General features: G+C 44.3%; 16 protein-coding genes. 5 read left to right on the plus strand and 11 right to left on the minus strand.

Features of this window, described 5'->3' with window-relative positions:
• Positions 1-184: 184 nt before the first annotated feature.
• Genes LIZ66_RS16285 through LIZ66_RS20220 form a run of 3 tightly spaced genes read right to left on the minus strand, consistent with a single transcriptional unit; the run spans position 185 to position 1,668 of the window.
• Positions 185-376: a hypothetical protein gene (locus LIZ66_RS16285; protein WP_227201050.1), complete on the minus strand. Its 192-nt coding sequence runs from the start codon at positions 374-376 to the stop codon at positions 185-187.
• Between the two features lie 4 nt (positions 377-380).
• Entirely contained in the window at positions 381-1,628 is a 1,248-nt protein-coding gene (locus tag LIZ66_RS16290; protein WP_227201051.1) for a DUF1015 domain-containing protein, read from the minus strand.
• Positions 1,606-1,668: a hypothetical protein gene (locus LIZ66_RS20220; RefSeq protein WP_408611569.1), complete on the minus strand. Its 63-nt coding sequence runs from the start codon at positions 1,666-1,668 to the stop codon at positions 1,606-1,608. Before LIZ66_RS20220 ends, LIZ66_RS16290 begins: the two co-directional genes overlap by 23 nt.
• A gap of 259 nt (positions 1,669-1,927) precedes the next feature.
• Here LIZ66_RS20220 and dpaL point away from each other — a divergent pair, with 259 nt between their 5' ends.
• From dpaL to arcC, 4 genes are all read left to right on the plus strand, one after another.
• Positions 1,928-3,157: a diaminopropionate ammonia-lyase gene (dpaL, locus tag LIZ66_RS16295; RefSeq protein ID WP_173771979.1), complete on the plus strand. Its 1,230-nt coding sequence runs from the start codon at positions 1,928-1,930 to the stop codon at positions 3,155-3,157.
• Between the two features lie 50 nt (positions 3,158-3,207).
• Positions 3,208-4,518, plus strand: a complete 1,311-nt coding sequence (locus tag LIZ66_RS16300; protein ID WP_173718092.1) for a YgeY family selenium metabolism-linked hydrolase — start codon at positions 3,208-3,210, stop codon at positions 4,516-4,518.
• A 256-nt stretch (positions 4,519-4,774) separates the two neighbouring features.
• Complete coding sequence (gene ygeW, locus LIZ66_RS16305) at positions 4,775-5,968, plus strand: knotted carbamoyltransferase YgeW (RefSeq protein WP_118583376.1); 1,194 nt, start codon at positions 4,775-4,777, stop codon at positions 5,966-5,968.
• Between the two features lie 279 nt (positions 5,969-6,247).
• Positions 6,248-7,192 carry a carbamate kinase gene (arcC, locus tag LIZ66_RS16310; protein WP_227201061.1) on the plus strand — a complete coding sequence of 315 codons (945 nt, stop codon included), beginning with the start codon at positions 6,248-6,250 and terminating at the stop codon, positions 7,190-7,192.
• Positions 7,193-7,314: 122 nt separating this feature from the next.
• On the opposite strand, the gene LIZ66_RS16315 is transcribed toward arcC, so the two are convergent.
• The 5 genes from LIZ66_RS16315 to LIZ66_RS20225 form a co-directional block, all read right to left on the minus strand.
• Positions 7,315-7,602 carry a BMC domain-containing protein gene (locus LIZ66_RS16315; RefSeq protein ID WP_148463361.1) on the minus strand — a complete coding sequence of 96 codons (288 nt, stop codon included), beginning with the start codon at positions 7,600-7,602 and terminating at the stop codon, positions 7,315-7,317.
• A 23-nt stretch (positions 7,603-7,625) separates the two neighbouring features.
• Positions 7,626-7,925 carry a BMC domain-containing protein gene (locus tag LIZ66_RS16320; RefSeq protein WP_118583374.1) on the minus strand — a complete coding sequence of 100 codons (300 nt, stop codon included), beginning with the start codon at positions 7,923-7,925 and terminating at the stop codon, positions 7,626-7,628.
• 316 nt (positions 7,926-8,241) lie between these two features.
• Positions 8,242-8,952, minus strand: coding sequence for a nucleotidyltransferase family protein (locus LIZ66_RS16325; protein WP_227201052.1), 711 nt, complete (start codon positions 8,950-8,952; stop codon positions 8,242-8,244).
• On the minus strand, positions 8,949-9,674 hold the full coding sequence (yqeC, locus tag LIZ66_RS16330) for a selenium cofactor biosynthesis protein YqeC (protein ID WP_227201053.1): 726 nt from the start codon (positions 9,672-9,674) through the stop codon (positions 8,949-8,951). Before yqeC ends, LIZ66_RS16325 begins: the two co-directional genes overlap by 4 nt.
• A 72-nt stretch (positions 9,675-9,746) precedes the next feature.
• Positions 9,747-9,881 carry a DUF6783 domain-containing protein gene (locus tag LIZ66_RS20225; RefSeq protein WP_408611567.1) on the minus strand — a complete coding sequence of 45 codons (135 nt, stop codon included), beginning with the start codon at positions 9,879-9,881 and terminating at the stop codon, positions 9,747-9,749.
• Here LIZ66_RS20225 and LIZ66_RS20230 point away from each other — a divergent pair.
• The gene (locus tag LIZ66_RS20230) at positions 9,869-9,937 is read left to right on the plus strand and encodes a DUF6783 domain-containing protein (protein WP_408611570.1); all 69 of its coding nucleotides are present in this window, start codon (positions 9,869-9,871) and stop codon (positions 9,935-9,937) included. The two genes, LIZ66_RS20225 and LIZ66_RS20230, sit on opposite strands and share 13 nt — an antisense overlap.
• Here the strand turns inward: LIZ66_RS20230 and yqeB are convergent.
• The 3 genes from yqeB to xdhB all read right to left on the minus strand — a co-directional run bounded on the left by yqeB (position 9,912) and on the right by xdhB (position 12,589).
• On the minus strand, positions 9,912-10,727 hold the full coding sequence (gene yqeB, locus LIZ66_RS16335) for a selenium-dependent molybdenum cofactor biosynthesis protein YqeB (protein WP_227201054.1): 816 nt from the start codon (positions 10,725-10,727) through the stop codon (positions 9,912-9,914). The genes LIZ66_RS20230 and yqeB overlap by 26 nt on opposite strands.
• Before the next feature lie 387 nt (positions 10,728-11,114).
• Positions 11,115-11,606 (minus strand): xanthine dehydrogenase subunit XdhC, encoded by a 492-nt coding sequence (gene xdhC / locus LIZ66_RS16340; RefSeq protein WP_227201055.1) that lies wholly within the window; start codon positions 11,604-11,606, stop codon positions 11,115-11,117.
• A complete protein-coding gene (gene xdhB / locus LIZ66_RS16345; protein WP_227201056.1) occupies positions 11,603-12,589 on the minus strand; it encodes a xanthine dehydrogenase subunit XdhB in 987 nt (328 codons plus the stop codon). Before xdhB ends, xdhC begins: the two co-directional genes overlap by 4 nt.
• Positions 12,590-12,591: the final 2 nt, after the last annotated feature.

The following is a 12,591-nucleotide window of genomic DNA, read 5'->3' on the forward strand; positions in this document are numbered from 1 at the left end:
CTCCAAAGTAACAGATTTTTATATTTAATCTGTCTACTTTAGAGGTATCATATCATTTCCTCATTACAGGATTTGGTTATTATATGGCTTATTTTATAAAACCAGTCAGAACATCCTCTGCCAGTTTTATATGCTGTTCGTTAAAGCGTGTTTAAAAAGGCTTTCTGCTGCCTGCAGGCTGCGGCTACTCTTCCTCGCTTCCCAACCGGTGCGCTTCTTTATAAATTTCACAGGCACCCTGATTTACACATCTTTTATAGGCACAGTCCATAAAGGTAAGTATCCTTTTCCCATCTTTTTCTTCGTATTCACAGCATACTGTCTGGCTGCTGTTACAGGTTCTGCAAAAACCTGAGATAAATTCTTCTGTTTCCATTTTATCATCCTCTCAGCTTATGCACAAAAATCCCGCTTCGCAGCTTCGGCTCAAACCAGGTGGATTTCGGCGGCATCAGCTTACTCTCATCTGCAATCTGCATCAGATCTTCCATAGAAGTGGGATAAAGCGCAAACGCAACGCCTCTGGTCTCATCTGCTATACCCTGAAGCTCTCTTAACTTATGACTTCCGCCTACAAACTTAATACGCTTGTCAGTCCTTGGATCACCAATGCCAAGAACCGGACCTAAAACCACATCCTGAAGAATCTGGGAATCCAGCTGACCAACCACATCTTTTCCCTCATAAAGCTCCGGCTTCGCTTTCAGAAGATACCAGAAACCATCAAGATACATACCAAAGCAATGCTTCTCCACTGGCTTTGCAGGAAAACCCGGAATAATCGTCATGTCGAAGTTCTCCTTAATTTTCTCAAGGACATCTTCCACGCTCTGCCCATTCAGGTCCCTTACCACACGGTTATATGCCAGAATGGTAAGCTGGTCATATGGAAAAACAACGGAAAGAAAATAGTTAAACGCTTCTTCCCCTGTATAATCCGGATTCTCCTGGCGTCGCTTCAGCCCCACTTTCACAGCAGAAGCAGCTCTGTGATGTCCGTCTGCAATATAAAGTGCAGGAATTTTCTCCATCTCAGCCTGGATCTGGCTGATTGCCTCGTCCTCATCGATCACCCATACACGGTGTGTGATCTCGTCCTCTTCAGTAAAATCATAGGCTGCTTTGTGCTCTTTTTTCCATTGCGCAAGAAGGGCAGTCAGAACATCTGTATAACGGCATGCAAGATAAATGGGGCCTGTGTTAGCATCACATACATCCACATGATTGATTCGGTCCAGCTCTTTATCTGATCTGGTAAGTTCATGCTTTTTCACCACATTATTCAGATAATCGTCAATAGAAGCGCAGCCTGCAATTCCAGTCTGAACTTTCCCCTTTCGTACCAATTCATATATGTAATAGCACGGCTTATGGTCCTGGACCAGAACGCCAGTCTCCTCCATCTTATGAAGGTTCTCTTTCGCCTTCTGATAAACCTTCGCATCATAAAGGTCCGTCTCTGCCGGCAGATCCATCTCCGCTCTGTCTACATGGAGAAAAGAATCCGGATTCTCTTTCCCAATGGCTGCTGCCTCTTCTCTATTCACTACGTCATATGGAAGGGCAGCTACTGCTGCTGCCTTTCCCTCTGTAGGTCTAAGTGCTTTAAATGCACGAAATACTGCCATAAAATCTTGCTCCTTTCCCGGAGCGTGTTGAAAAAATCATTCCAGCGATCTGCACGCTCCATACATCCGGTTTGAAAGTATTTTCATCATTTTTCTTCGGCTTTTTTCAAATGCCATACCTTATATTTTACCACAATCAGAAGGCTCTTGCAATTAGGCTAAATATTTTTTGAGAAAGCTAAATTTTTTTGTATTTTTCTATTGCAAATTGATTTATTTATGTTATTATACTTATAAGGAAAACAAAAATGTAGTTAAGATGTACTCTAATAACTAAAACCACGAAGGAGGTTTTCACCATGACAGACGGACTGAAATGGACGGTCAATCATGTTCCGGGATCTGATGATAAATTCCTGGACCTGATGTCCGAAGAAAACGTAACCAAAGCAAATGAATTCCACAAAAGTTTCCCCCAGTACTCCGTAACACCACTGCAGAAGCTTTCCGCTCTTGCTTCCTATCTTGGAGTAAAGGGCATCTACTGCAAAGATGAATCCTATCGTTTCGGATTAAACGCCTTTAAGGTTCTTGGAGGCTCTTATGCAATGGGACGTTACATAGCGAAGGAACTCGGTCGCGATATCAGCCAGCTTCCTTACAATGTTCTCTCTTCTGATAAATTAAGAGAAGAATTCGGACAGGCTACTTTCTTCACTGCTACAGATGGAAACCACGGCCGCGGCGTTGCATGGGCTGCTAAACGCCTTGGACAAAAAGCCGTAGTCAGAATGCCTAAAGGAACCACTAAGACACGTTTTGACAACATCGCCAAGGAAGGCGCCGAAGTAACCATCGAAGAAGTAAATTATGATGACTGCGTAAGAATGGCTGCCGCAGAAGCAGCTAAGACAGAACATGGCATCATCGTCCAGGATACTGCATGGGCCGGCTATGAGGAGATTCCATCCTGGATCATGCAGGGATACGGCACTCTGGTACTGGAAGCAGATAAACAGCTGAAGAAGAACGGCGTTGACCGCCCGACACACGTATTTGTACAGGCAGGTGTTGGTTCTCTGGCAGGTGCAGTTGTAGGATATTTTGCCCACAAATATAAAGAAAATCCTCCGGTAATGGTTGTCTGCGAAGCAAGTGCTGCCGACTGCCTCTATCGCTCTGCTGTTCAGGCCGATGGCAATCTGGTAAATGTAACCGGTGATCTTCAGACCATTATGGCAGGTCTTGCATGCGGCGAGGGAAATACCATCGGATGGGACATCCTGAAGAATCATGTAACCGTCTTTGCGTCCTGCCCAGACTGGATGAGTGCCAAGGCAACACGTATTTATGCCAATCCTCTTGAAAACGATCCACACATCATATCTGGTGAATCCGGTTCTGTTCCGCTGGGGCTTGCATATACAGCGCTTCATGACGAAGATGCCAAAGATCTGAAAGAGGCCCTGAAGCTGGATGAGAATTCCAACATTCTGGTAATCTCCACAGAAGGTGATACAGATCCAGTTCGTTACCGTGAGATCGTATGGGATGGCTTATACGGAACAACCGAATCATTAAGCGAATAATTTTTTATAACAATATGATACTTTTTTACAAAAAACGGAGGTAAAAAGTTATGAATTATAACAAAATCAAAGAAGCTGCACAGAATTATGAAGCAGATATGACCAAATTTCTTCGTGATCTGGTTCACTTTCCAGGCGAGAGCTGCGGTGAGAAGGATCATGTAATGCGTATTAAAGAAGAGATGGAGAAGCTTGGCTTTGATAAAGTTGAGATTGACCCAATGGGAAATATCCTTGGCTATATGGGAACTGGAAGCACTCTCATCGGTTTTGACGGACATATTGATACTGTAGGTATCGGAAACAGAACCAACTGGGAATTCGATCCCTATAAAGGATTTGAGACTGAGACTGAGATCGGCGGACGTGGAACTTCTGATCAGATGGGTGGTATCGTATCTGCTGTTTACGGTGCTAAGATCATGAAAGATCTTGGTCTTCTTAATGACAAATATCAGGTTGTTGTTACAGGAACTGTTCAGGAAGAGGACTGCGATGGTCTTTGCTGGCAGTACATCATCAACGAAGACAAGGTTCGTCCGGAATTTGTTGTTTCCACAGAGCCTACAGACGGCGGTATCTACCGTGGACAGCGCGGACGTATGGAGATCCGTATTGATGTAAAAGGTGTTTCCTGCCATGGTTCTGCTCCTGAGCGTGGCGACAACGCAATCTATAAGATGGCTGACATCCTTCAGGATGTTCGTGCATTAAATGAAAATGATGCTGCAGATGAGACCGAGATCAAAGGTCTTGTAAAAATGCTGGATAAGAAATATAACCCGGAATGGGAAGAAGCAAACTTCCTTGGAAGAGGTACGGTTACTACTTCTGAGATTTTCTTCACATCCCCAAGCCGTTGTGCAGTTGCCGACTCCTGTGCCGTTTCCCTTGACCGTCGTATGACAGCAGGTGAGACCTGGGAGAGCTGCCTGGATGAGATCCGCGCACTTCCATCTGTCAAAAAGTATGGTGACGATGTTAAGGTTTCCATGTATGAGTACTCCCGTCCATCCTGGACAGAGCTGGTATATCCAATCGAGTGCTATTTTCCAACATGGGTAATCCCGAAGGATCACAAGGTTACTTCTGCTCTTGAGGAAGCTTACCACAATCTGTATGGCACAGAGCGTATGGGCAATGCTGAGACAGAAGCTATGAGAAAAGCCCGTCCTCTTACCGACAAGTGGACATTCTCTACCAACGGTGTTTCCATTATGGGACGTAACGGAATCCCATGCATCGGATTTGGACCTGGCGCAGAGGCACAGGCTCACGCTCCAAACGAGAAAACATGGAAAGATGATCTGGTAAGATGTGCAGCTGTTTACGCAGCACTTCCTACTGCTTACTGTAAATAATCCGGAAATATCTGTTTATCAGAACTACAGAAACTGTAAACGTTCCGCAAGCTGCACACCCTTGAAGCAGACAGCTGTTACAATGTGTCTGCTCCATACCTCCACTTTATACATAGTACTTTTAACAAATAACCAGCACAGCGAAAATTAAGTATCTGCGATATTGACGCAATATTGAAAAATTATACAAATCAATATGACGGTTCCTTAATATTCTCTGTACCAGATAAATTTTATTTATATAAGGAGAAAATTCATGAAAACATTACAGGATTACATCGACAAGCTTAACAGCCTTAACTTCAAAGAAATGTACAACAACGACTTCTTCTGGACATGGGATAAAACAGACGAGGAACTGGAAGCTGTTTTCACAGTTGCTGACGCTCTCCGCTTCATGAGAGAGCACAATATCTCCACGAAAGTATTCGAGAGTGGTCTTGGAATCTCCATTTTCCGTGACAACTCCACACGTACCCGTTTCTCCTTCGCTTCTGCCTGCAACCTTCTTGGACTTGAGGTACAGGATCTGGACGAGAAGAAATCCCAGATTGCACACGGTGAGACCGTTCGTGAGACAGCCAACATGGTATCCTTCATGGCTGATGTAATCGGTATCCGTGATGATATGTACATTGGTAAGGGACATACTTATCAGAAAGATTTTATGGATGCTGTAACAGAAGGAAATAAAGATGGCATTCTTGAGCAGAGACCTACTCTTGTAAACCTTCAGTGTGACGTTGATCATCCTACCCAGTGTATGGCAGATATGCTTCACATCATCCATGAATTTGGCGGTGTCGAGAATCTGAAAGGCAAAAAGCTTGCTATGACATGGGCTTACTCTCCTTCCTATGGTAAACCACTCTCCGTTCCACAGGGTGTCATCGGACTTATGACACGTTTCGGTATGGACGTTGTTCTGGCGCATCCGGAAGGATACGATGTAATGCCAGAGGTTGAGGAAATTGCTAAGAAAAATGCTGAGAAGTCCGGCGGTTCTTTCACAAAGACAAACAGCATGGAAGAAGCATTCAAAGATGCTGATATCGTTTATCCAAAGAGCTGGGCTCCATTTGCAGCAATGGAAAAACGTACCAATCTCTATGGTGAAGGCGACTTCGACGGAATCGATAAACTGGAGAAAGAGCTTCTTGCTCAGAACGCAGAGCACAAAGACTGGGCTTGCACAGAAGAACTTATGAAGACTACCAAGGACGGCAAAGCGCTTTACCTGCACTGTCTGCCAGCTGATATTACAGGCGTAAGCTGTGAGACCGGTGAGGTTGATGCAAGCGTATTTGACCGTTACCGTATCCCGCTTTATAAAGAAGCAAGCTTCAAACCATATGTAATTGCAGCAATGATCATGCTCTCCAAATTTGAAAACCCACAGGATATCCTGAAAAAACTGGAAGTAAAGGCTGCTCCGAGAATTATGGAATAATGCTTTTCAGGGGGGGCTGTAGGAATACAGCCCTTTTTTGTTCTCATTTTTGATGGTATTTCTTATATTATATATGTTTTTCGTATAATAAATTGTTATATTGCATATTTTTAATGATATAATTTATGAAGGTGAACTATTCAAAACCAGAGCATATTTGAAAAGTGCTTTCCGTAAAATGTACGTCTCAATTTGTGGGAGTTTTTGCTCTGTTTACTTATAATACTTTAAATCGTTTTTATTACTTTCATAAATTCTTTCTCTAGGGAGGTTTCTATGATATATAAAAGAAAACGTATCGTGGTTGCCCTTGGCGGCAACGCACTTGGAAATACACTTTCAGAACAGATGATAGCAGTAAAATCTACTGCAAAGGCGCTCTGCGACCTTATTGAGGAAGGTCACCAGGTAGTTGTGGTTCACGGAAACGGACCACAGGTAGGTATGATCAACAACGCTATGACTGCGCTTACCCACGAAGATCAGGCACAGCCAAACACTCCGCTTTCTGTCTGTGTAGCTATGAGCCAGGCTTACATTGGCTATGACCTTCAGAACGCACTCCGTGAAGAGCTTCGCAAACGTGGCTTCATGCGTACACCGGTTGTCACCGTTGTCACACAGGTTCGTGTCGATCCTGAGGATCCTGCATTTGAAAATCCAAGCAAACCAATTGGTAAATTCCTTACCAAGGAAGAAGCTGATTTCCAGGCAAAAGCCTACGGGCATGTTATGAAAGAAGATGCAGGCCGCGGCTACCGCCGTGTGGTTGCTTCTCCCAAGCCAGTGGAAATCGTAGAGCAGGATGCCATCAACAGCCTTGTAGATGCCAACAAGATCGTCATCTGCTGTGGCGGGGGTGGAATCCCCGTCACCTTAGAAAGCCACCATCTAAAAGGTGCCTCTGCTGTCATTGACAAAGACTTCGCAAGCTGTCTGCTCGCAAAGCAGCTGGATGCAGATATGCTGATCATTCTGACGGCTGTGGAAAAAGTTGCCGTTAATTTCGGCAAAGAAAATGAGGAATGGCTGGACGATCTTACGGTTTCCCAAGCCAGAAAATACATTGAAGAAGGTCAGTTTGCCGCTGGATCTATGCTGCCAAAGGTTCAGGCCTGCGTAGACTTCGCAAGCTCCGGCACCGGCCGCACAGCTATGATCACCCTGTTGGAAAAGGCCAAAGATGGTATTATGGGAAAGACGGGGACACAGATTCATTTATAAGAAGTGTTTGGGACTGATAGAGTCACCAATAATAGAAATTTGACCTCAAAGGTCACTTAGATTACTTAGCAGGGTATGGTTTACACCATACCCTTTTTATACGCCAGAGCATATTTGAAAAATCATTTATGATGTTTCTCTTCCTCTTCTTCCACCAGCCGCGATGTTTCTTCTGATGGTGCTGAAATCACGGCTGCTGCCACGATTTCGCAAGGCGGATTCTCTTTCACCGCATCTACAGCAGCTTTCACTGCCGCTACATCACCGCTTAAAAATACAGTTGCATGACCTCCGCACTTGGTATGCCAGGTACGGAATTCTACATCTGATGTTTTCAGCATCTGGTCAAGGACAACTACTGCATTGCAGCTTCCCAGAACCTCTACCAATCCTAATGCTCCATAAGACATCTTCTATTTCCTCCTGACATGTTCTATTTGTTAATGGTCATCTTAAGTGCTGTTTCCGTGTCTGCTGTGGGGGATGCAATTACCGTATGGGAAACGATTTTACCAAGGGGCTTCGCAGTCTCCAATGCCACTTCCATAGCTGCATTTACATCGGAAACACTGCCGCGCATTTTTACACAGGCTCCACTTTTCAGTCGGTTTCTCTCTACGCTCTGGATCTTTACATTTGCAGCCTTGGATGCTGCATCAAGAGCAACGAAGCAGGCTACCAGGTTATCCAGTTCAAACACCCCAACTGCCATGCCATCATAGTTATCTGCCATTTTATCCTCCTTGTAAGACGGGAAAATGGGGTACTGCTCACTTTGTTCACGTAAAACGTCCCACGTAACTCTTCTTGTAAGCAGAAATAATAATACTTCTCCCGACTGCTTTCTTTTCCATTAGTATACCTTGTTTCTATCATAATTACAAGTAATTTCTAGCTGAAATCTCACATAAATTCACAAAATACAACAAAATCCCACATTTTATATTTAAATGTCGTTTCCAACTGCTTCCGTGTATAAATACTTTCATGCTTTTGCGCATTTTTCGGAAATGCCATATATAGACAATATAACTTAAAAAGAGCGTTCTTTACAATTTAACATCCATATCGGTAAGTTCCTTCACATCATTCACCTTCAAAACAGCCGTATCATCTCTATGTGCAGTTATCACAGCTTTACCACCTTTATCTCCGTTGATGGAAAGCAGGGAGTCGTAGTATTTTTTTGTAAAAATGCAAGGGTTTCCAAGTTTTCTTTCGCAGGAGACGCAGGCGATTCCTTTGCCTGATGTTTTTAGGAGGGTGATGAGCTGGCGAATTGTGGCGGTGGTGAGCCAGGGCTGGTCGGAGACGGTGAAAAGGCAAGCATCAACGTCTAAGTTGGCTTTTAAGCCGATTTTCAGGGAGGAGGAGATTCCCTCGTCAGGATGGGGATTGATGTATACGTTTACACCCAGGGATCTTGCGGCCTGCTCTATTTCTTCGTACTGGGTGACTACTGTTATTCTTTTATAGCAATCTCTCTGTTTAAATAATTCCCCCTTTATTTCACCAAGAGGTGCAATTGCTTTATTGCATTCTATATGTTCTTCTTTATAGCCTTCCTCATTCTGCTTTTCCAAATGTTCACCGCATTCCACTTTTTCAATACACTCTGTTTCTTCAAGCTGTTCTGCCACCACCATCAGCTTCTCCAGCATATGCCGGTACATGGGCTTCCCGTCAATTTCATATAAAAGTTTGTTGCTTCCAAACCGACGGCTGTTTCCAGCTGCCAGCATGATCAATGCAATCTTCATAATCTTTCTGCCTCTCTCAAACTGCCATATGCGGCTATAGTGCCTTGTTTTTCCAGATCTTCTACTATATGTTCGGCTGAAGAACAGTCAGGTAGTACGTCTGCTTTATTTAAATATACACGGTAAACTTTATGGTCTACATTTTTATACAAACCGTGAACAGAAGTTGCTATTTTTTCTATGTCTTCTGCGGTAACAGGTGCTTCCAGATTTTTTTCAAGAAAAGAGCTGGTGTATTCGGCGCGGTGGGCGGTCTCGCAGATGGGCTTACCAAGACAGTCCAAACCAATCACACTTACTACCACGTCAGCAAAATCCGGGATTACTGGTTCCCAGTCGGCTGGAACCTTCAAGGGTTTTCGTTTCGCTCCGTCTGCTTCGATCAGCATAACATCACAAAGAGGAACCAGTTTCTTCAATGCTGTTTCCTCTATGGCACACATTTTTCCAGAAGTTTCTTCAATATCGGCAACTGCTGCAAAACCGTGTTCTTTCAACATTTCCGAGACTTGCTCAAGATCAGTACTCTTTACCAGAGGCAGCATGGGATCATATGCCATATGGGTGGTTGTGGAAATAATCACTTTTTTACCCAAAGCCTGTAATTCTTCATTCAGGCGGTAAATCAGACTTGTCTTTCCACCACCACCGACTACAGCGATCACTGGGTATTTCTCTATATCAAGTTTTAATAAGTCCAGAAAATAACCGTATCTTTTCATCCTGACCTCCTTCACGCCAATTATTTTCATGCAATGATTCATTGCCTGACTTCGTAACCATAAAAAACAATTCTATAAAAAGTACATAGGCTTCATAACATTTCCCAAGCGAAAACATGTTAATAAATGCAATGCGACCAAATAGAATCTAGAGCATGTTTGAAAAATCATTCCCGCAATCTGCACGTCCCACTTTGTGGGACGCACATCTTGCAGAAAGCCTTTTTAAAACACGCTCTAGTCTGGCAATACACCCTCACTGAGCAAAATCTCCACCACACTTCCAGCAATACATCTGGCCTTATCCGAAATGGTAAAACAGTTCTTCTTCTCTTCTTTTCTGGGGTCGATATCGGCGATTTTCATTCCAACAGGAACATTGTAGCCTTCCTTTATAATTCCCCTTAATACGCCTGTTATAGAGGCTTCTACAGGGGTTTCTCCCACGTAGGCGAGAATCTGTCCTTTCTCTACAATATCGGCAATATGGACCATATTATGGATTCTGCCGGTCCCCGGGGAGTGGATCACACGTTCTTTGCTGACACCGCCTACCATTCCGGGGACACCCGTATTTGGAATAGCCGGGCCCTCAGTGATGATTCTGGCAAGATCGTGACCTCGCATGGTTTCCACAACGTAATCCACGTCTTCCCCGGCAAAAAAGCCTGGTCCCAGACCAATGGTAAGGGGTGCCATATTTCTTGAAGTTCCAAGATTTCTCTTTGCAAGAATTGCATCTACCAGAGCAGCTATCTTGCCCTGCGCAGAAACTTCAATAATACAATTACCTGCCGGATCGACCATAAGTGGAATTTCTCCTGCTTGCCAGACTTGCTCACATTCTTCCAGAGAATCTATTCTTCTGCAAAGAATCCCTTCTACTGCTGCTGTCCCATCATACACAGCTTCGCAAAATGCAACTTTTCTGCGGATCGCACTTGGTTTTTCACATTCTAAGATCAGTACACGATAGCCACAGCGATGCAGCCTGTGGATCACGCCGCTTGCCAGGTCTCCGCCGCCGCGGACTATTACATATTTGTCACTCATACTTTTTTCCTGCCCATTTTTAATATTTTAGAAAAGGCGGGGAAGTCCCCGCCCTCTGATGTTTTGTGTTATAACAATATTGATACATATTAATCATTTTTCATTTAATTCAATCAATTCTATAACAATATCGTTTTGTAATTAATATTATAACACTTTTTCCATTTACAGTATAGTATAAAATACACTTTTAATATAGAACCCGCGAACAGGTTACTGTTCGCTCCGTTCACAATAACGCGCTTCGCGTTGCACAGAAAGACGAACCTTCTTGTGACAAGAACAAGAAGTAGCGTTTGCTGCGCAAACTTAATTCTCGGTTTTTCCGTGAACTTTGTTCACGCAAAACACCTCGCGGAACGTTACCAGTGAACAGTAGCACTTAAATTATTTACCCTCAGCTGCCATATTCTCCTTATTCACCTTTTCCACTGCATTCACAATATTCTCATACCCTGTACAGCGACAAAGGTTTCCTGCCATATGCTTGCGGATGGCATCTCTCGTAAGCTTCTCGCCCCGCTCAAGAAGCACTGTGGCAGACATAACAAAGCCTGGTGTGCAGAATCCGCACTGGATGGCTCCTTCCTCAATAAAAGCTTCCTGAATCCTGGTAAGTTCGCCGTTTTTCTCAAGGCCTTCCAGGGTGCGGATATTCTTTCCTTCCGCCCAGACTGCCAGATAAATACAGGAGTCAATGGTCTCGCCGTCAATGATCACAGTGCAGGCACCGCATTCACCTACTTCACAGCCTTTCTTCACAGAGGTAAGCCCAAGGTGATTTCGCAGCATGTCAAGAAGAGATTCTCTCACGTCCACATACTCAGCTACCTCTTTTCCATTTACAGTACACTGTACCAGCCGCATATCCTTTTTCATGACTGCTCACCTCCTGTTACATTCTCAGCATCAGATGAAGGATAAATTTTTCCATTTGCACTTATATTTTCGCCTGAAGTTGTCCGGACATCCGGCACTACAACTCCCGTCACCATTCCCCTGCGAACACTCTCCTTCAACGCGCGCTTCGCGATTTCTCCGCCAATCTGCAGTCGGAACGCCTTAGAAGCACGCCAGGAATCTCTGGGATTGATTTCTTCCCTTACCAGCTCTTCTACCTTCTGATACAGCTCTTCGCCAATTTCCATCCCCCTCAGCGCCTCTTCCGTCTTCGCACACCGATACGGCACGGGTGCAGCTACACCAAAGGTGATCCTTACATCCTCCAGAACCTTTTTCAGAGGATCGATTCTGCTGACTACACTACAGCTCAGGGTCGCAATATCCATTGCATTTCGCATGGAATACTTAATATAAAATCCATGATATCTCTGATAATCCTTCCCAGGGATCACAATGTGGGTGAGCACATCTCCCTGATGCAGATCCACCTTACCAGGTCCCAGATAAAAATCCCTGATGGGAACCATCCGTCCACCAGTTCCATCTGCGATCCGCAGCATGGCATTCAGCGAAAAAAGTGTAGGTGCACTGTCCGCACTGACCGCACCATTGCAGACATTTCCGCCAATAGTCCCAATATTACGGACCTGTGGTCCGCCAACCTGATCTACTGCTTCCCCCAGAATCGGAATCAGCTTCTGAATCACCGGATCATTCGTCACATGGGAAAAAGTAGTTCCTGCACCAATATAAATATCACCAGACTCCATCAGCCGGACTCCCTTGATTTCCTTAATATCACGAATGCTCACTAAAGATGTACCGGCCATTTTGCCCTCACGGATCTTGATCAGCACATCACTTCCCCCGGAAATCACCCTTGCATCCGGATGCTCCTTCAGAAGAGTTACCGCTTCCTTAATGGTCTCTGCATTAAAATAATTTTCAATATCGTACATTC

It is taken from the genome of Blautia faecis (genome assembly GCF_020554845.1).
Lineage (GTDB): Bacteria > Bacillota > Clostridia > Lachnospirales > Lachnospiraceae > Blautia_A > Blautia_A faecis.